This window comes from Brevibacillus sp. HD3.3A (assembly GCF_013284375.2).
GTDB lineage: Bacteria > Bacillota > Bacilli > Brevibacillales > Brevibacillaceae > Brevibacillus > Brevibacillus parabrevis.
On the sequence record NZ_CP085874.1, the window covers coordinates 1,017,002 to 1,034,931 of the forward strand.

The 17,930-nt window shown below is 52.2% G+C and carries 19 protein-coding genes and 1 riboswitch; of the genes, 12 read left to right on the forward strand and 7 right to left on the reverse strand.

The features are described 5' to 3' along the window. Positions 1 to 40: 40 nt before the first annotated feature. From fabL to HP435_RS05235, 6 genes are all read left to right on the forward strand, one after another. Positions 41 to 796, forward strand: a complete 756-nt coding sequence (gene fabL / locus HP435_RS05210) for an enoyl-[acyl-carrier-protein] reductase FabL (protein ID WP_063228751.1) — start codon at positions 41 to 43, stop codon at positions 794 to 796. 112 nt (positions 797 to 908) lie between these two features. Next, entirely contained in the window at positions 909 to 1,322 is a 414-nt protein-coding gene (locus HP435_RS05215) for a GNAT family N-acetyltransferase (protein ID WP_063228750.1), read from the forward strand. Positions 1,323 to 1,369: 47 nt separating this feature from the next. Continuing rightward, complete coding sequence (locus tag HP435_RS05220) at positions 1,370 to 1,906, forward strand: DUF402 domain-containing protein (RefSeq protein ID WP_005827695.1); 537 nt, start codon at positions 1,370 to 1,372, stop codon at positions 1,904 to 1,906. Between the two features lie 137 nt (positions 1,907 to 2,043). After that, positions 2,044 to 3,828: an ABC transporter ATP-binding protein gene (locus HP435_RS05225; protein WP_280649060.1), complete on the forward strand. Its 1,785-nt coding sequence runs from the start codon at positions 2,044 to 2,046 to the stop codon at positions 3,826 to 3,828. After that, on the forward strand, positions 3,828 to 5,048 hold the full coding sequence (locus HP435_RS05230; RefSeq protein WP_122966140.1) for an MFS transporter: 1,221 nt from the start codon (positions 3,828 to 3,830) through the stop codon (positions 5,046 to 5,048). The genes HP435_RS05225 and HP435_RS05230 overlap by 1 nt, the downstream gene beginning before the upstream one ends. Before the next feature lie 115 nt (positions 5,049 to 5,163). Further along, positions 5,164 to 6,390: an MFS transporter gene (locus tag HP435_RS05235; RefSeq protein WP_173598638.1), complete on the forward strand. Its 1,227-nt coding sequence runs from the start codon at positions 5,164 to 5,166 to the stop codon at positions 6,388 to 6,390. 66 nt (positions 6,391 to 6,456) lie between these two features. On the opposite strand, the gene HP435_RS05240 is transcribed toward HP435_RS05235, so the two are convergent. After that, positions 6,457 to 7,374: an IS3 family transposase gene (locus HP435_RS05240; RefSeq protein WP_173600267.1), complete on the reverse strand. Its 918-nt coding sequence runs from the start codon at positions 7,372 to 7,374 to the stop codon at positions 6,457 to 6,459. Continuing rightward, entirely contained in the window at positions 7,311 to 7,634 is a 324-nt protein-coding gene (locus HP435_RS05245) for a helix-turn-helix domain-containing protein (protein WP_173600266.1), read from the reverse strand. Before HP435_RS05245 ends, HP435_RS05240 begins: the two co-directional genes overlap by 64 nt. A gap of 131 nt (positions 7,635 to 7,765) precedes the next feature. On the opposite strand from HP435_RS05245, the gene HP435_RS05250 reads away from it, so the two are divergent. Then, positions 7,766 to 8,311 (forward strand): flavodoxin family protein, encoded by a 546-nt coding sequence (locus tag HP435_RS05250; protein ID WP_173600108.1) that lies wholly within the window; start codon positions 7,766 to 7,768, stop codon positions 8,309 to 8,311. 82 nt (positions 8,312 to 8,393) lie between these two features. On the opposite strand, the gene HP435_RS05255 is transcribed toward HP435_RS05250, so the two are convergent. From HP435_RS05255 to HP435_RS05275, 5 genes are all read right to left on the reverse strand, one after another. Continuing rightward, on the reverse strand, positions 8,394 to 9,260 hold the full coding sequence (locus tag HP435_RS05255) for an NAD(P)-dependent oxidoreductase (RefSeq protein WP_173600107.1): 867 nt from the start codon (positions 9,258 to 9,260) through the stop codon (positions 8,394 to 8,396). A gap of 6 nt (positions 9,261 to 9,266) precedes the next feature. Next, positions 9,267 to 10,100, reverse strand: a complete 834-nt coding sequence (locus HP435_RS05260; RefSeq protein ID WP_122966136.1) for a pyrroline-5-carboxylate reductase dimerization domain-containing protein — start codon at positions 10,098 to 10,100, stop codon at positions 9,267 to 9,269. Positions 10,101 to 10,223: 123 nt separating this feature from the next. Further along, the gene (locus tag HP435_RS05265; RefSeq protein WP_063228744.1) at positions 10,224 to 10,904 is read right to left on the reverse strand and encodes a zinc metallopeptidase; all 681 of its coding nucleotides are present in this window, start codon (positions 10,902 to 10,904) and stop codon (positions 10,224 to 10,226) included. A 250-nt stretch (positions 10,905 to 11,154) separates the two neighbouring features. Beyond that, positions 11,155 to 11,295, reverse strand: coding sequence for a hypothetical protein (locus HP435_RS05270; protein ID WP_167470371.1), 141 nt, complete (start codon positions 11,293 to 11,295; stop codon positions 11,155 to 11,157). 117 nt (positions 11,296 to 11,412) lie between these two features. Continuing rightward, positions 11,413 to 12,705: a glutamate-1-semialdehyde 2,1-aminomutase gene (locus HP435_RS05275; protein WP_173600106.1), complete on the reverse strand. Its 1,293-nt coding sequence runs from the start codon at positions 12,703 to 12,705 to the stop codon at positions 11,413 to 11,415. Positions 12,706 to 12,857: 152 nt separating this feature from the next. Here HP435_RS05275 and HP435_RS05280 point away from each other — a divergent pair, with 152 nt between their 5' ends. The 5 genes from HP435_RS05280 to HP435_RS05300 all read left to right on the forward strand — a co-directional run bounded on the left by HP435_RS05280 (position 12,858) and on the right by HP435_RS05300 (position 17,840). Beyond that, a complete protein-coding gene (locus HP435_RS05280) occupies positions 12,858 to 13,700 on the forward strand; it encodes a protein phosphatase 2C domain-containing protein (RefSeq protein ID WP_173600105.1) in 843 nt (280 codons plus the stop codon). A 148-nt stretch (positions 13,701 to 13,848) separates the two neighbouring features. Beyond that, entirely contained in the window at positions 13,849 to 14,859 is a 1,011-nt protein-coding gene (locus tag HP435_RS05285; protein ID WP_063228741.1) for an ABC transporter ATP-binding protein, read from the forward strand. After that, positions 14,852 to 15,646, forward strand: a complete 795-nt coding sequence (locus tag HP435_RS05290; protein WP_063228740.1) for an ABC transporter permease — start codon at positions 14,852 to 14,854, stop codon at positions 15,644 to 15,646. The genes HP435_RS05285 and HP435_RS05290 overlap by 8 nt, the downstream gene beginning before the upstream one ends. 3 nt (positions 15,647 to 15,649) lie before the next feature. After that, positions 15,650 to 16,447 carry an ABC transporter permease gene (locus HP435_RS05295; RefSeq protein WP_122966132.1) on the forward strand — a complete coding sequence of 266 codons (798 nt, stop codon included), beginning with the start codon at positions 15,650 to 15,652 and terminating at the stop codon, positions 16,445 to 16,447. A gap of 375 nt (positions 16,448 to 16,822) precedes the next feature. Continuing rightward, a riboswitch (FMN riboswitch) is annotated at positions 16,823 to 16,977 on the forward strand. Positions 16,978 to 17,231: 254 nt separating this feature from the next. Continuing rightward, the gene (locus HP435_RS05300; RefSeq protein WP_122966131.1) at positions 17,232 to 17,840 is read left to right on the forward strand and encodes an ECF transporter S component; all 609 of its coding nucleotides are present in this window, start codon (positions 17,232 to 17,234) and stop codon (positions 17,838 to 17,840) included. Positions 17,841 to 17,930 lie beyond the last annotated feature (90 nt).

Genomic DNA, 17,930 nt, shown 5'->3' on the forward strand with positions numbered 1-17,930 from the left:
CCTGCTATTAATAGTTGGTGAGTAGGAGGCATTTCTGATTATGAATACAAAAAAAGTAGCATTGGTTACCGGCGGAACGCGCGGTATCGGAAAAGCAATTGCATTGCAACTGGCTGAGCAAGGGTACGACCTGGTTTTGAACTACTTGCGCAACCGGACTGCTGCGAGAGAAGCGGCAGCCGAGCTGGAAGCAAAAGGAGCGCGCGTGCACCTGGTGAAAGCCAATGTTGGCGACGTGGCAAAAATCAAGGAACTGTTCGCAGAGATTGACCAGGAATTTGGCCGTCTCGATGTGTTTATCAACAATGCAGCTTCCGGGGTTTTGCGCCCGCTGATGGAGCTGGAAGAAAGCCATTGGGACTGGACGATGGAAATTAACAGTAAAGCCTTGTTGTTCTGCGCGCAAGAAGCGGCAAAACTAATGATTAAGGGTGGCAACGGCGGAAAGATCGTCAGCCTGTCCAGCCTCGGCTCGATTCGCGTTTTGGACAACTATACGGCAGTCGGCGTGTCCAAAGCAGCTGTAGAAGCGATTACGCGCTATTTGGCAGTGGAGCTTGCTCCGCATAACATCGTAGTCAACGCAGTATCTGGCGGCGCTGTGGATACAGATGCGCTCAAACACTTCCCGAACCGCGAAGAACTGCTGGGCAGCTCCGCAGAACGCACGCCGGCAGGCCGGATTGTCGAGCCGGAAGATCTGGCGAATGCCGTGATGTTCCTCGTTTCCGACAAGGCTTGGATGGTGCGCGGACAAACCTTGATCGTTGATGGTGGTATCTCTCTTTTGACCTAGTTGATTTTTAGGAGCGGTGACAAGGAGTTGGCGACTTTGACGTCTCACTACACAAGACAAAGTTGTCCATGTGTTGTACAATAGAGGAAGAAGGTTACGAAGGAGGCAACGTATGCTGATTCGTCCGTTTCGACTCGGTGACTATTCGGCTATCACAAGTATCTGGCAACAGACGGGCTTGGACCAATCGGACACGGTGTCGTTGAACGATTTGGCCCAACAGTTGGCATGGGACAGCGATTTGGTTATGGTTGCGGAAAAAGACGGCAAAGTTGTTGGGGTCGTGGTCGGCACGATCGACGGAGCACGAGCCTATTTTTACCGGCTGGCTGTTCTTCCCGAGATGCAAGGTTCCGGTATCGGCCGCGAACTCGTGGCTGCCATCGAAAAGCGCTTCAAACAGCGAGGCGTCAATAACGTCCTGATCATGGTCAATCAGGCAAATCCGGAGATCCTTCCGTTTTACCTTTCGCTTGGCTACGAAGTACAAAAATTTGTTACACTTTCCAAAAAGCTCTCTTCCTAAAGGAGGCTTGTCCCCATTCAAAAGAGAAGAGAAGAAAGGGGAGAGTCATGTCACCAACTCCGGGCTCCAATATCCGCATTGAAAGTTATAAACATGATCATTCGCTGCACCGCATTTGGGACAAATCCACGTTGATTCATACCAGTGATGCGGTGGTGATTGGGGGAAACGATCGGGTCAAGGTGACAGAAGCAGACGGGCGGGAGTGGCGTACGCGTGAACCGGCCATTTGCACATTTGGTCGGGGCCAATGGTTCAATACCATTGCCATGATTCGCGACGACGGCATTTACTATTATTGCAACATTGGTTCGCCCTTCAGCATGAAGGGACAGCTGCTCAGCTACATAGACTATGATCTCGATGTAAAGGTGTTTCCCGACATGACGTATTCGATTCTCGATGAAGAGGAGTTTCTGTTGCACAGCAAACAGATGAACTACCCTCCGTTTGTCGTGGAAAAGGTACAGACTGCGTTGCGAGAGGTACTGGATTGGGTAAGCGCGCGCCGCGGCCCTTTTCAGAACGGCTTCGTGCAACGCTGGTACGAGCGGTATCTTTTAGTGCGAGACGATGAGGAATAATCCCTTTCCCGTTATTCGGGGGAGGGATTTCCTTGTAGTGTCAGAAAGTTGGAAATGGCGAAGAAGATCGTACCAATTTGGCTGTGCCTGAACATATCGGGTACAGCCAAGTTTGCTATGGGAAGGAGGTATGCTGGTTGAGCATACGCCGCTATTTGGCATATGTCATGCCCTATTGGAAACAAATTTTGGGCACTATATTGATAGGTATCATCAAGTTTTCCATTCCGCTTGCCTTGCCGCTCCTGATCAAATACGTCATTGACGACCTGCTCCCCAGCTCGATGCCCCGCGAGGATAAGCTGACACAATTGTTTTGGCTGATGCTTGGGACGTTCTTGATGTTTACGGTCGTACGGGCGCCTGTCGAGTATATCCGCCAATATTTCGCGCAGTGGGTGTCCAGCCGCATTTTGTTTGATATCCGCAACCAGCTGTACGCCCATTTGCAGCGGTTGTCGATGCGTTACTACAACAACACGAAGACGGGCGAGGTCATTTCCCGGGTTATTAACGACGTGGAATCGACGAAAAGCTTCGTGGAAACAGGCTTGATGAACTTGTGGCTCGATCTGATTACGATCGTACTGACGCTTTTGATCATGTTTTCCATGGATGTGGAGCTGACATTTGTAGCGATCGTCGTTTTTCCGCTGTACAGTCTCTCTGTCAAATTTTTTTACAAAAAACTGAGACAGCTGACGCGGGAACGCTCTGCTGCTTTGGCGCGGCTCCAGGGGTATTTGTATGAACGAGTGAACGGGATGGCGCTGATCCGCAGTTTTGCTCTGGAAAGTCACGAAAGCAAAGGCTTCGCAAAGGAAAACAACCAGTTTTTGGACAAAGCGCTGGAGCATACCCGCTGGAATGCCCGGACGGTTTCTGTCGTCAATACCGTCACGGATATCGCGCCGTTGCTCGTGATCGCCTATGCAGGCTACCAGGTGATCGGCGGAAGCATGAGCGTAGGGACACTGGTGGCTTTTTACGCTTATTTGGAACGCTTGTATACCCCGTTGCGGCGCTTGGTCAACTCCAGCACGGTGCTGACGCAAGCGATTGCCTCGATGGACAGGATGTTCGAGTTCATGGATGAATCGTACGATATTGAGGATAGTCCAAACGCTCGCGAGCTGCCTGTTGATCCGGCGACGGGACGCATCCGCGGAGAAATTCGCTTTGAGCATGTATCGTTTCGTTACCGGGAAGAAGGGCCGCTTGTTTTGCGCGACGTCAATCTGACGATTCAACCTGGCGAGACGGTCGCCATCGTCGGAATGTCCGGTGGCGGGAAATCGTCTTTGATCAGCCTTTTGCCGCGCTTCTGGGACGTGACGGAAGGGCGGATTACCATCGATGGAGTCGATGTCCGCGACTTGAAGCAGCAAAATTTGCGCTATCATATCGGACTGGTGCAGCAAGACAACATTTTGTTTAGCGAATCGGCAAAAGCCAATATTTTGATGGGGAATCCGGAAGCGGATGAACATATGGTTCAGGAAGCTGCCCGCGCCGCCAATGCCCACGATTTTATCAGCGAGCTGCCAGAAGGATACGATACAGAGCTGGGCGAGCGGGGCGTGAAGCTGTCGGGGGGACAAAAGCAGCGGGTCGCTATCGCCCGGGTGTTTTTGCGCGATCCGGGAATATTGATTTTGGATGAAGCGACCTCTGCTCTCGATCTGGAGTCGGAGCATATGATCCAGGAATCGTTGAATCGCCTGACCAGAGGGCGCACGACGCTCATTGTGGCGCATCGCCTGTCCACGATCACCCATGCAGACAAAATCATCGTCATGCGCGAGGGACAAATTGTGGAACAGGGCAAGCATGAGGAGTTGCTGGAACAAAAAGGCGTGTACTATGGCCTGTGGAGCGTCCAGGATTTGGGGATTGATCGAGGGGGAATGGAGGGAATCTGATGGAAATATGGCGCCGCAATCTATACGTGTTATGCGGATCGCTGTTTGTCGTCATGGTGGCGATGAGTATGATCATGCCTTTTTTGCCGCTGTACATTCAGCAAGATTTCGGAATTGACGATCCGCATCAGGTGACAGCATGGGCGGGAATTATTTTCGGGGCCAATTTTTTGACCGCCGGACTCGTTTCTCCCATTTGGGGGAACTTGGCTGACAAGCACGGACGCAAGATCATGATTTTGCGATCCGGCTACTTCATGTCGATCACGGTAGCGTTGACAGGCTTTGCAGGCAGTTTGTGGCAACTGTTGGCGCTGCGGCTGATCAACGGACTGGTGGGAGGAATCATCCCGGCCAGTACGGCGCTGGTTGCCTCTTCCGTTCCGAAAGAGCGCATCGGCTGGGCGCAAGGGCTTTTGCAATCGTTTATCACGGCAGGGACGATTATGGGACCGCTTTTTGGCGGAGTGCTGGCGAATCAAATCGGCTTTCGCATGATCTTCCTGATTACAGGCAGTCTGCTGTTGCTGGCGACTTTGGTCATTACGTTTACGGTAAAAGAGAGCTTCGTTCCACCTGAAAAAAAGGACCGGTCCAGCCTGAAGGAAGATTTTCAAATGATCTTTTCGTCCAAAGAGCTGCCGGCGCTCTTTTTTGTAACCGTGATGATCCAGTTTGCCTTGTTCAGCATCGTGCCTGTATTGCCGATCTACATATCGCAGTTGGTCCAATCAGAAGGAGCAAAAGTCGCGCTGTGGGCCGGAATCGTCCAGGCGGCGATGGGGATTGCCAATGTGTTTGCTTCTCCGCAGCTCGGGCGCTTGGGTGATCGCTTTGGCTCGCAAAAGGTGCTGCTGTTCGCCTTGCTTGGAGCAGCGATCCTGTTTATTCCGCAGGGGCTTGTCTGGACCGTGTGGCAACTGGTCGTGCTAAGGTTTTTGCTCGGTTTGTCGCTGGGAGGCTTGCTCCCGTCAGTCAATGCGCTTTTGCGGCGGGCCACGCCATCCCATATGGTCAGTCGCGTCTACGGTTACAACAACAGCTTCGTCAGCATCGGAAGCATGCTCGGGCCGATGATCGGCGGTTTTATGGCTGGCTACGTAAGCATCAACGGCGTGTTTTTTATGACGAGTGCTTTTTTGTTCATCAATGCAGGCTGGGTGTACTACAGCTTTTTCCGCAACAAAACTGTACAATCTACAGATTCTGGAATAGACTAAAACATATTGGATGAAAAGAGGTGCACCTCCATTGTGATGATCGGTCGGCAGGAATAATCGCATATTCCGTCAGGGCGATGGAAACATGTCCTGAACCGACAGGAGGTTGTGCATCGTGTGGCATAGACGTTTTCTATTCCTCTGGGCGGGTCAGACATTGGCCAATCTGGGGGATGTTTTTTATATTGTGGCGTTCATTTCGGTCATTTACGCCATATCCGGTTCTGTCATGTACACGGCGTTTGTTCCGGTGGTCATTTTGTCGGCGCAATCGGTCAGCGGCTTGACAGCGCCGTTGCTTTTTCGCAGACTGTCGCTTCCGTCCATGCTGGTGCTGTCGCAAGCGCTGAAGACGTGCTTGCTCGCGGCAGCGGCTGTGCTTGTCGACAGGACAGCAGGCACCAACGGTCAGGCGATCTGGCTGCTGTTCGGATTGGGCGGGCTGATTGCCTTTATGGATGGCTGGGCCAATCCCGCACGCAATGCGTTGGTGCCGCAGCTTGTGGAACGCGAGCAGCTGATCAGGGCGAACGGCTTGCTTGCAACTTCCGATCAGACGGTTCATTTTGCCGGTTGGGCAGCGGGTGGACTGCTCGTGGCGTTCCTCGGAGCAAGTGCGGTTTTGTGGGGAACGGTAGCGGCTTATGTGTTGGCATCTTTGGCAATGCTCGCGGTCAAGCCGGAAAAAGCTGCTCCAGACATGACGGTTGTCGAACCGCCGCAGGAAAATTGGCTGACAGGCTGGAAAGCGATTCGCGATGTGCCGCTCTTGCGGCAGCTCGTCGCACTGGATGTCGTCATGGGCGTCTCGGGAGCGGTCTGGATTGCGGCTATTTTGTTGCCGTACGTGCTGGAAGCGTTGGGCCGAGGAGAAGAGTGGTGGGGCTACATCAATGCAGGCTACCTGCTCGGCTCCATTTTGGGGGGCACGCTGCTGCTGAAGTACGCGGACAAGATGAATCGCCAGCTGTATCGCTGGCTGCTGGCAGGTGTTGGCGGGGCTGCTGCGATGACCTTGCTGTTTGGCAGTACGACGTATCCGCTGGCTGCCTTGCTCTTTTCCTTTGCGCTGGGGCCGTTTTTGGAGATAGCCCTGGTGAGCAAGCAGACAATTTTGCAGCAGGAGACAGAGACGCCGATGCTGCCGTACGTTCTGTCAGCAAAAGGGACCATCGATGCGCTGGTGTTTGGACTTTCCTCGCTGTTGATGGGGGCGCTGGCGCAGTGGCTTGGCCCGAGAGCGGTTTATTTGCTCTCCGCAGTGCTTTTGGCAGGCGCAGCCTTTTTCGTTTGGCGTTTGCGGCAAAAGCAACTCGCAAGTGCGCGCAAGCAAACTGTCTAAAACATGTAACCCTCTGGCGATTGGTCTTATCCCCGTCAAGTGGACAGTTCAAAACAAGCCCTTGCTTTACGCAGCCTCAGCTCGGTATTGAACTGGGCTGAGACTGCGTAAACGAGCTTGAATCCGTTCGTGATTGTAAAAATGAATGTAACGTTCGATTGCTTTATTCACCTCTTCTTCGGTTCCGAAGGAATCCAAATATATACATTCTGTTTTGAGGTGGCTGAAAAAGCTTTCGATACAAGCGTTGTCCAGGCAGTTTCCTTTTCTCGACATACTTGGAGTTATGTTATACGCTTGTAATAGATTCTGATATGCTCTGGACGTGTACTGGCTTCCCTGATCGCTATGTAGCAGGACGCCATTCACGTCTCTTTTTTGTGTCGCTGCCTTCACAGTATCTAAGACGAGGGATAAATCATTCTGTTTGCTGACTTTATAGGCAATTACCTCATTATTGAAAAGGTCGTAAATGACAGACAGATACAGCCGTCTCCCGTTAAAAATGATATAGGTAATATCTGTAGCCCATTTTTCAGTAGGTCGTGACGCAGCAAACTCACGGTTCAACTTGTTTTCTGTTATCACGATTGGCTCTTTGCGTCCATAATACTTTCGTTTCCTGCGAATACGTGATTGGATCCCCAACTCTTTCATCAGTCGGTACACACGCTTATGATTAATTCGAATGCCATGGACCCGGTATAGCCACATCTTAATTCGAGGATATCCGTATATTCCATTGACCCCTTGATGACAATGCAAAATCAGCTTTTTTAACTCTTGGTCTTCCGCGTATTTTCTCGTCGGGTTCTTCTGTAAGTGCAGCCACTTATAATAACCACTTTTTGATACTTGAGCAATTTTGCATAGTAACAGAACTGGATAACGATCCGCCATCTCAGCAATAATCCGAAAAATTACTGTTTTTCCCTGATCCTTCTTCTTTCCCCCTTTCTGGCTTCTAAGAGCTTTTTTAAGAATTCTACCTCCGCTTCAAGACGCCTAATTCTTTCATCTGAAGCCATGGGGTTTTTACGAGGCCTTCCCATGCTCATCCCTCCGGCTTTGCCTCTTTGGTCTACCAATCCTTGTACACCGTGATCTCTGTATTTTCTAACCCATCTACGGAACATCCGTAAATCCAAACCGTAGGTTTCTTGAATTTGTTTATACGTAGCTCCTTGTTCAAACCATTCCACTACTTGTGTCTTAAATTCAAGCGAGTATGTCATTTTCCCCATAAAGAATATCCCCTCCAAATAAACAGTAATGGTCTTTCTTTTTACTGTCTACTTAAAGGGGATAATATCAGATTGCCGGAGGGTTTTTTGATACAATGACAGGTAAGAAAACAAGGAGTGGAGTGAGCCGCATGAACATTCTCGTTTTGCATGGTAGCTCAAGAGAGGGTGGCAATACCGAACAGCTGACGAATATCGCGCTGGAAGGAATCCCGCACACAAGCATTCACCTGCGGGAGAAAAACATTCTTCCGATCCACGATCAGCGGCATGTGGAAGGTGGCTTCACGGCGGTAGCAGATGATTACGACGAAGTGACGGAAGCCGTTTTGGCCCACGATTTTTTGATCTTTTCCACCCCGATCTACTGGTACGGCATGTCCGGCTACATGAAAAATTACGTGGATCGCTGGTCGCAAAGCCTGCGGGACAAACGTTATGCCTTCAAGGAATCGCTCGGGCGCAAACAGGCTTATGTCATCACGACGGGCGGCGACCAGCCAAGGATCAAAGGACTGCCGCTGATCCAGCAGTTTCAGTACGTCTTTTCTTTTGTGGGAATGCCGTATGCCGGCTACATCATTGGCGAGGGCAACAAGCCGGGGGATATTCTCGCGGATGCGCAGGCTGTGGCTTCGGCTAAGCAGCTCAATGCGTGGCTGAAATCGCAGCAATAAGGCAGAAAAAAAGACCGGAAATCCGGTCCCAGATTGTCGAGAAACCCCACACATGGTGAGGTTTCTTTTGCTTTTTAAAAAGCTATTTGCTGGTCGGAGTCGCGCCCTTCAGATGGCGCAAAATCGCCATCAAATCGAGTTCGCCCAATCCTTCCTCCAGGGCGTGGCGATAGGTGGCCTGCGCGGATTCCGCCAAAGGAGTAGCTACGCCAGCCTCGCGGGCAAGCCGCAAATCTTTTGCCATATGCTTCAAGGCAAAAGCGGCAGGGAAGTCGTCTGCGAGAATCGAGGCAGCTTTGCCGCGAATCAGCGGGGTTCCTACTGCGCTTTGCGAGATAATCTCCAGCATTTGCTCGGTGTCGATGCCAAGCGAGCGGGCGAACAGCAACGTTTCCGCTACTCCCTGTACCGTGATGCCGAGCAGCAGGTTGATCGCCAGCTTGGCAGACGTTCCCGCTCCATGCGACCCGAGGTAAACACCTGCTTTGCCGAGCTTGTCCAGCATCGGCTTCGCTACGTCATAATCCGCTTTCTCGCCGCCGACCATGATGACCAGTTGCGCTTCCTTCGCCGGACCGACACTGCCAGAGACGGGAGCGTCGAGAAAACGCAGTCCGGCTTTTTTGCTTTGCTCCGCCAAAAAGCGGGAAGTCTCCGGAGCAATCGTACTCATGTCGATCGCGAGCTTGCCGGAAACGCGGGCAGACAGCAAGCCGTCTGTTCCTGTATAAATGGCTTTCACAGCCTCGTCATCACTTACCATGGTGAACAACACATCGCATTCATCGACCAGTTGCGCGAGTGATTCGGTTTGCTTCGCGCCGAGCGCAACGAGCGGAGCCGCTTTTTCGGGTGAGCGGTTCCAGACGCGGACAGCGTAGCCTGCGGACAGCAAGTTGCTTGCCATCGGTACGCCCATGTTGCCCAAGCCAATCCAACCTATGATCATGTCTGATTACTCCTTTTCATCCATTTGTTTTCCGACCTGCTTTTGCACAAGCTCTTTCAAGGCAGCGTGTTTCGATTCGGTCATGGCAAACAGCTCGTCGAAGCCGCCCGGCAATGTTTTGGCGAGCACGCGCAGCCCTTCTTCGGTGATTCCGCCTTTTGTCGCAACGCGCTCGATTAGCTGGTCGAAGCCAAGCTGTTCGTTTTTCAAAAGCAAAGCGGTGCCGAGCATCGTTTCCACGAGAATGGTTCTGGCTGTCGCAATATCAAGCTCCGGCGTCTTGCGGACCGCTGCTTGTGCAAACGAATCGAGTATCCCGGCTATCAGTCCGGGTGCGCTGCTGCTCAAAATTGTGGCTGTTTCGATATTCGTCTCTGTCACTTCCTGCACTTCGCCGATTGCGGACAGCAGGGTGAACAAGCGGCTTCGTTCCTCTGAACTCACCCTGTCGCTTGCCGTATACAACGAAACGCCGTGCAGCTCGGATGACGTCACGGTAGGAATCACTTTGCTGACTGGCCCGGCATGAACGCTCTCCAGGTCGGAGATGCTGACTCCGGCAGCGACAGAGACGATGTGCTTCTCGCGAGGAATCGTCAGCTTTTCCAGAACAGGCAGGATGTCCAGTGGCTTCGTACAGATGAAAATCAGGCTGGCCTGCTCGCAAATCGCTTGGGCGCTATCCGCGACAGCTACTCCAAAACGGGCTTGCAGCGCGTCCGCTTTTGCCCGCGTGCGGTTGAAAACGACGATGTGTTCAGGGGAAATCACTGCGCTTTTGCAAAAAGACTTCACCAGCATTTGCCCCATACTTCCTAATCCGATAATCCCGATGCGCATGTGCAAAACCTCCCGTCCCATTGTATCGTAAGTCTACGCAAAAAGGTACAGTCTCCCGGTAGGGAAGAGACTGTACCTTGTACTAAGCTTGTATTGGTTTTGGCTTTGTCAAAAGCGATGCGATTAGTCGTCCGAGCTTCGGAAGATCATGATGTACTTCGCGAGTTCGAGTACAGAGATCAGAGCGGCGGCGACGTAAGTGAGGGCGGCAGCACCGAGCACTCTGCTTGCCCCGCGTTCTTCTTCGTTGCGGATAAAGCCCATTCGCACCATCAGCTCTTTGGCACGGCTGCTGGCGTTGAACTCGACTGGCAACGTGATGAGCTGGAAGGCAACGGCACCGGAGAAGAAAATGATCCCCAGGAGCAAAAGACCGGACATATGGAAGAAGAAACCGGCGAGCAACAAAAGCGGCGCAACACCCGATACGAGATTGACAACCGGGAAAATGCGGTGGCGCGCTACGAGCATCGGATAAGAAACTTTATGCTGGATCGCATGGCCGACTTCGTGACAAGCAACAGACAGCGAAGCGATGGAGTTGCCAAAGTATACAGGATCGGACAGGCGAACCACACGGGACATCGGATCGTAGTGGTCAGTCAGCGTACCTGGAATATGTTCGACGGGAACGTTGGTCAAACCGTTTGCATCGAGCATCCGTCTCGCCGCTTCAGCCCCGGTCAAACCGGAAGAAGTAGGGACCTCGGCATAGCGGTTGAAGGTGCCTTTTACTCGGAATTGAGCCCAGAGAGACAGTCCGAATGCAATGAGTATCAGAAAATCCATCGGGTGAAAAAACATTGAACAATCACTCCTTTTTATCTGCATGAAGAAACACAATAGCAGTTCCTTACACATTTTGTCCCATATCCATGTATACGAATAAGTGTCAGGGCAGTTTCATTAATTTTATTGTACAATCTCTGACCATTCTTGACAATATCACCACCTGCTTATATGTGCAGATTGACTCTTGCTACATGTGAAGCCAGCTTTTCCTCACATAAAAAAACAGACACATCCGTGAAGAATGTGTCTGTCTTTTCGCCGTTTACCGATCGTGGTTTTGCGTTTTGTGATGCTCGGTTTTGCGCGGGTTTTGGAAGCCGACGACCTCCAGCATTTTGCTGCTCTCTTTGGAATCCAGCGTCTTTTCCGGAGCTTGCGGGTACGTTTTTTCGCCTTTTGACACCTAGATCTCCTCCTCGCGATGATACTCACTGCAATCGTTAGTATCTCCAAAAGGCAGGAAACCGGGCTTGGCAATGCTTGTCTCGGCGTCAGGCTTCACGTACGCAGCTAAGCTACGCTACGCGTTCAACTGTGCGAAGGCGCGGTCGACAGCCGAGATTGTTTGCCGGATGTCATCTTCCGTGTGCGCGGTGGTGATGAACCACGCCTCGTACTTGGAAGGAGCGAGGCAAATGCCTTCATCCAGCAAAAGGCGGAACATGCGGGCGAACAGCTCGCCGTCTGCTTTTTGCGCTGCATCGTAATCGCGAACAGGCTCGTCTGTAAAGTACACAGCCATGGCCCCTTTGACGCGGTTGAGCTGGATGGTGACGCCGTGCTTGCTCGCTGCATCGCGGATGCCTTTTTCCAGCAGCGCGCCGAGTCGCTCAAATTCATCGTACACGCCAGGCTGTTTCAGCACTTCCAGACATGCGATTCCGGCGCGGATCGATGCGGGATTGCCCGCCATTGTGCCCGCTTGGTAGGCAGGACCGAGCGGCGCGACTTGCTCCATAATCTCGCGGCGTCCGCCATATGCTCCGATTGGCAAGCCGCCACCGATGATTTTTCCGAGCGCGGTCAGGTCTGGCGTTACGCCCAGCAAGTTTTGCGCACCGCCGTAGCAGAAGCGGAATGCGGTGATGACCTCGTCGTACACAACGAGCGCGCCTGCCTCGTGCGTGATGCGGTTCACTTCCTCCAAAAAGCCTGGCTCCGGCGTGACGATACCGAAGTTGCCGACGATTGGTTCGACCAGGACGCAAGCCGTTTCGTTGCCCCATTTGTTCATCGCTTCGGCGAACGCTGCAACGTCATTGAATGGAACCGTGATCACTTCGCTGGCGATGCTTTGCGGAATACCCGCACTGTCAGGGATGCCGAGTGTGGAAGGACCGGAGCCTGCCGCAACCAGCACGAGATCGGAGTGACCGTGGTAGCAGCCCGCAAATTTGATGATTTTCACGCGTCCGGTGTAGGCGCGTGCCACGCGAATGCACGTCATGACAGATTCCGTACCGGAGTTGTTGAAGCGGATGCGCTCCATGGATGGAATCGCTTCGCGGATCATGTTCGCAAAAGTGACTTCCCAAGGAGTTGGCGTACCGTACAACGTTCCGTTGGCCGCCGCTTCCGTAATGGCTTTTGTGACGTGCGGGTGAGCATGTCCGGTAATAATCGGGCCATACGCCGCCAAGTAGTCAATATATCGATTGCCGTCCACGTCCCAGAAATACGCGCCCTGGGCACGCTCCATCGTAACGGGCGCTCCCCCGCCTACGGCCTTGAAAGAACGGGAAGGGCTGTTTACCCCGCCGAGAATAACATCCATGGCTTGTTCGTGCAGTTGCGCGGATCGTTCACGTTTCATGCGATTTTCCCTCTTTTCTTTTCAAAAAAGTCCTTCATTAATCTTAACACAGCAAAAGTCACCTGGATATGGATGGGGAGCTATAGCTGGGGAAAAGGAAAAATGATACAATTTTCAAGCAAATCACTTCACGTAAAAGGCGGTAATCCACCATGAAACTTGAGTGCATCTCCATCAAAGGAACCGGCAATACCAATGAGGACGCCTATGTGATCTCGCAGGCCGATCAGGTGTACGCGGTGATCGACGGCGTCTCGTCGCTCGTTCCGTACGAAAACCGATTCGGGCAGACAGGAGGAGCGATTGCAGCCGAGCTGGTGAAAAGGAAGCTGGAAATCATGCCGCCTGACGCTGTGCTGTCCGATTACCTGACGTTTGTCAACGAAAAGCTGCGGGAATTGATGCGCGAGAGCGAGATTGACTGGAAGCAAAAAGAAGCATTGTGGGGAGCGGCATGTGCAGTCGTTCGGGTGAAAGAGCAGCACATCGAGTATGCCCAGACTGGCGATTGCATGATTTTTGCGGTCTATGAAGACGATACGGTGCGGCCTTTGACGTTTCCGCAAGTTTCGCTGCTGGAGCAAAACGCCATTGCCCGGTGGGAAGACGGGATTCGCGAGGGGCTGTCTACCCGAGCCGAGCTGCACGAGCGATGTAAGGACATCCTGATTCATAACCGCTATCAGGCGAACGGATCAGGAGGATATGGCGTTTTGAACGGAGATGCGGCTTGTGCGGATTTCATAGAGTATGGACGGATCAATCGGATCGGATTGAAGGCGCTTGTTTTGGCGACAGACGGTCTGTTCATGCCACGACCAACAGGCGGAAAAGAACCGGGGTGGGAAGAAACGGTATTGCCAATCGTCCACAAAGGGCTGCAACGTTACACGGATGAGCTGATCGCACTGGAAAACAACGATCCCGAATGCATCCGCTACGCCCGCTTCAAAAAGTCGGACGACAAGACGGGCATTGTCGTGAATTTGCGCTGACAGTTTGTTACAGTTTGCCTTTTGCACATTTTCATGCGCTCATATACACTAACAGTTGTTCATGACCGTTTTGCCAGCCGCAAGCGGTCACATCTCTTTGCATGAAAAACGTCAAGGCGTTTTTCCACTAAAAAAAGGATGGTTATCCATGATTCAAGTGAAGAACCTGCAAAAGGAGTTTCGCATCCACCAGGCCAGAGCGGGTCTCGGGGGTGCTTTTCGTGATTTGTTTAGTCGCGAGTATAAGACCGTCAAGGCAGTGAATGACCTTTCTTTTACCGTGGAAGAAGGGGAAATGTTCGCTTTGATTGGGGAAAATGGCGCCGGGAAATCGACGACGATCAAAATGCTGACGGGCATTTTGACGCCAAGCGAGGGCGAGATCGTCATCAACGGCTACGTTCCGTTCAAACAGCGCGAGGAATACGTGCGCTCCATCGGTGTCGTATTCGGACAGCGTTCACAGCTCTGGTGGGATTTGTCGCCCATGGAGTCGTTCCGTTTGCTGAAAAGCGTCTACAAGGTCGACGGGACAGAGGGAGATAAGTGGCTCGACCGCTTGATCGAGGAGCTGGAGATCAACTCGTTTGTCAGCCAGCCTGTGCGCAAGCTGAGTTTGGGTCAACGGATGCGCTGCGAGGTAGCGGCGTCATTGATTCACAAGCCGCGCCTGTTGTTCCTCGACGAGCCGACAGTCGGGCTGGACGTCTTGGTGAAGCAAAAAATTCGCGAGTTTTTGCGCAATCTGAACGAAACGGAAAACATGACCATCCTGCTCACGACCCACGACGTTTCCGATATTGAAGCGCTCTGTAAGCGGGTGCTGGTCATGGACAAAGGCAAGCTGATTTTTGACGGCCTGCTCAGTGACCTGAAGGAAAAGTGGGGCAATGGCACAGAGGTGTCTTTCCAGATGAAAAAGCGCACACCCGCCGACGAGCTGCGCAAGACGCTTGGCGAGATGCCGTGCGAAATTTCCCAGGTAAACGAATATACAATCAGTGTGAAAGTGCCGCAGAGCCAGGAAATGCTGCCGTTTGTCCTGTCAACGGTCATGTCGACGTTCGAGGTCAGCGACGTAAAAATCATGGAGACGAGCACAGAAGATATTGTCCGCAACATTTACCAGGTGGATACAGGGGTGCGGGGCCATGCATAAGCTCTACATGGAACTGATCCGCATGCGCTTTTTGACCATGCTCGCTTACCGGGTGAATTACTACAGCGGGATCATTATTTACGCGATCAACATCGGAGCGTACTACTTTTTGTGGGGCGCAATCTACGGCGGCCAGCAGCAGCTTGGCGGCCTGTCGGTCGAGCAAATGACTTCCTACGTCGCGATTGCCTGGATGTCGCGCGCCTTTTACTTCAACAACATCGATACGGAAATTGCCCAGGACGTACGGGAGGGTAAGGTCGCGATCGAGATGATCCGCCCTTACAATTACTTGTCGGTCAAGACAGCGCAAGCATTTGGGGAAGGGATATTCCGCTTCCTGTTTTTCGCAGGGCCAGGAATTTTTCTCATCAGCCTGATTATCCCGTTTCATTTTCCCGCGACAGCGACTGGCTGGGGATTGTATTTGATCAGTCTCATGTTTGCTTTTTTGATCAACACGCAAATCAACCTGCTGACGGGGCTGTTCACCTTTTTCCTGTTCCGCAACGACGGGATGATGCGGGCGAAGCGTGTCGTCGTTGATTTGATGTCGGGCCTGGTGCTGCCGATCAGCTTTTTCCCGGGCTGGGCGCAAACGGTTATGGGCTTTTTGCCATTCCAGGCCGTCAACTACTATCCGAGCCTGATTTTCACAGGGGCGATTACTCCGGGGCGTTCCTGGGAGTTGATCGGCTTCCAGGCGATCTGGATGGTTGTTATTCTGGTTCCGATTCTGATTTTGTGGCGCATGGCCCGAAATCGGCTGGTCGTGCAAGGGGGGTAGCATATGCAAAACGTCAAACACATTTTCGGTATTTTCGCCGACTACCTGGGCCAGTATTTCAAGACGAGACTTGCCTATCGGGCTGACTTTCTCGGGGATTTTGTGTCCAACTTGATTTCCGAGCTGATCAATCTGGTGTTCATCATCGTCGTCTTCACGCATGTGCCGTTGATGAAGGAATGGACGCGGGACGAAATCATTTTCATTTACGGTTTCTTTTTGGTGCCGTATGCCTTATTCTCGATGTTTTTCGGGTTTTGGGACTTCAACGAACGCTATATTATCCGGGGCGAAATGGACCGCATCTTGACCAGGCCGATCCACAATCTGGCACAGGTCTGTCTGGAGTCGATCGCACCGGACCGGATTTTCGGCGTCATCACAGGGCTGATCATCATGGGCTATGCTGCTTTTCAGCTCGATTTGACGTTTTACTGGTACGACCTGTTCATCTTCATCGGGCTTGTGATCAGCGGCGCCCTGATTTACGGCGGGGTGTACACGGCGATTGCCGCTGTCAGCTTTTTCTCCGATTCCCGGACAGGAATTGCCCCGATGATTTACAACATCCAGCAGTACGGGCGTTACCCCGTGGATGTGTACAACAAGGCGATTCGCTTCGTGCTGACTTACGTGTTGCCGTTTGCTTTTGTCGGGATTTACCCGGCGGCTTACTTTTTGCGAAAAGAAGTGTGGTATACGTACGCAGCACTTACTCCGGTAGTCGCGGTCATCTTCTTTGGCATCGGCTTGCTCGTCTGGAACTGGGGCGTCACCAAGTATCGGGGAGCGGGGTCGTAGTGGCAGAAGCTACTTTTGGTGCGATTTGGTAGGCAGGAGCAGGTAATATTAGAGGTAACGAGCTTGAAAGAAAAAAAGACCGTCCGGCGGCTACCGGAACGGTCTGGTCTGTACAAACGAGGCTTCCCTCAAAGGGGACGGCTCAAAATTTGGTGAAGAATAGACCGCCGAGGAGCAGTCAACTCAAGGGCGGTCTATTTCTTTTTGGTCCAGGTAACTACCTATAGCACGTGGCGACTTTAGGCTGAGAAGCCCCATTTTTTTAAAAATATATCCAACTAAATCAATTGGAAAATAAAGATAAAATGTCGATTTAACAGTTTCGTCTATTGTCAAATCGAAAAAGCGCAGTATAATATGCTGTATACAACTACACAATTCCTTCAGGGCAGGGTGAAATTCCCGACCGGCGGTGATGGTGCAATCAGCACGTCAAGCCCGCGAGCCTCCCGAGCTGTTGACAGCGACGGAGTGCAGGATCTGGTGAGATTCCAGAGCCGACAGTACAGTCTGGATGGGAGAAGGATGACGACAGTACGTTTACCACACACGTGCTTGTTTGCCTGTGCTGGCAGGACAGATGCGATGAGGCATGCATGATGAGCCGCCTCGTTGTTTCTTGAACCTGTATTTATTGCACATGCTTTGTCATACGCCTGTAAGCTGCCCTGAGAATTATTCTCAGGGTATTTTTATGTTTGCAAAAGCGTAGACATTTTGGCACGTGTGGGCAAGACCGCTGTTGCCATTCCTCAGAAGGAGAAAAAACGAGGAGATGGTACACATGAAAGAAACAGCCCTGCACACATCGCGCAGAGCAACCCAGCGGATCGTGACGATTCCGATGCTGGCAGCCGTTGCTTTTATCTTGCAGTATTTGGAGGTTCCCGTTCCGCTGATGCCGAGCTTTTTGAAGCTTGATTTCAGTACGTTGCCAGCGCTGATCGGCGGACTCATGTACGGCCCTGTAGCCGGCATCATCATCGAAGTTTTGAAAAATACATTGCACATGCTCTTTAAAAATACAGACGGATTGTTGATCGGAGAGCTTGCCAACGTCGTGGCGGGCGCCAGCTTTATTTTGCCAGCCGTCCTTCTGCAACGCAGCGGTCAAGGGAAAAAAGGCTTTTTATCGGGCCTCGCGCTTGGGACGTTGCTGATGACGATTGTCATGGCTGTTGCCAATGCGTACGTCCTGCTCCCGGCATACGCCGCTCTTTATCAGATGCCGATGGCAGAGCTGTTGGCCATGTTCAACGCAACCAGCGTCTGGTCCCTGGTCATGGTCGGTATCGTTCCGTTCAACCTGTTCAAAGGGGTCGTGCTCGCGCTGGTCGCGTATCCGGTCTACGCCAAGCTTGGTGCGCGCATTGCCCTCAGAACCACAAATTGACAACGGCTGCGCGACTTGCTAAGATATTCCCTAACAAAAAGCAGTTTAGCGAAAAGGCTATGAAAGGACCCGCAGCTATATCCTGGTTCC

What these genes read in the sequence shown, in the direction of transcription:
- fabL (WP_063228751.1), top strand. Translation starts at nt 41, where the DNA reads ATGAATACAAAAAAAGTAGCATTGGTTACCGGCGGAACGCGCGGTATC.
- HP435_RS05215 (WP_063228750.1), top strand. Translation starts at nt 909, where the DNA reads ATGCTGATTCGTCCGTTTCGACTCGGTGACTATTCGGCTATCACAAGT.
- HP435_RS05220 (WP_005827695.1), top strand. Translation starts at nt 1,370, where the DNA reads ATGTCACCAACTCCGGGCTCCAATATCCGCATTGAAAGTTATAAACAT.
- HP435_RS05230 (WP_122966140.1), top strand. Translation starts at nt 3,828, where the DNA reads ATGGAAATATGGCGCCGCAATCTATACGTGTTATGCGGATCGCTGTTT.
- HP435_RS05245 (WP_173600266.1), bottom strand. Translation starts at nt 7,634, where the DNA reads ATGGGGAAAATGACATACTCGCTTGAATTTAAGACACAAGTAGTGGAA.
- HP435_RS05250 (WP_173600108.1), top strand. Translation starts at nt 7,766, where the DNA reads ATGAACATTCTCGTTTTGCATGGTAGCTCAAGAGAGGGTGGCAATACC.
- HP435_RS05255 (WP_173600107.1), bottom strand. Translation starts at nt 9,260, where the DNA reads ATGATCATAGGTTGGATTGGCTTGGGCAACATGGGCGTACCGATGGCA.
- HP435_RS05260 (WP_122966136.1), bottom strand. Translation starts at nt 10,100, where the DNA reads ATGCGCATCGGGATTATCGGATTAGGAAGTATGGGGCAAATGCTGGTG.
- HP435_RS05265 (WP_063228744.1), bottom strand. Translation starts at nt 10,904, where the DNA reads ATGTTTTTTCACCCGATGGATTTTCTGATACTCATTGCATTCGGACTG.
- HP435_RS05275 (WP_173600106.1), bottom strand. Translation starts at nt 12,705, where the DNA reads ATGAAACGTGAACGATCCGCGCAACTGCACGAACAAGCCATGGATGTT.
- HP435_RS05280 (WP_173600105.1), top strand. Translation starts at nt 12,858, where the DNA reads ATGAAACTTGAGTGCATCTCCATCAAAGGAACCGGCAATACCAATGAG.
- HP435_RS05285 (WP_063228741.1), top strand. Translation starts at nt 13,849, where the DNA reads ATGATTCAAGTGAAGAACCTGCAAAAGGAGTTTCGCATCCACCAGGCC.
- HP435_RS05290 (WP_063228740.1), top strand. Translation starts at nt 14,852, where the DNA reads ATGCATAAGCTCTACATGGAACTGATCCGCATGCGCTTTTTGACCATG.
- HP435_RS05295 (WP_122966132.1), top strand. Translation starts at nt 15,650, where the DNA reads ATGCAAAACGTCAAACACATTTTCGGTATTTTCGCCGACTACCTGGGC.
- HP435_RS05300 (WP_122966131.1), top strand. Translation starts at nt 17,232, where the DNA reads ATGAAAGAAACAGCCCTGCACACATCGCGCAGAGCAACCCAGCGGATC.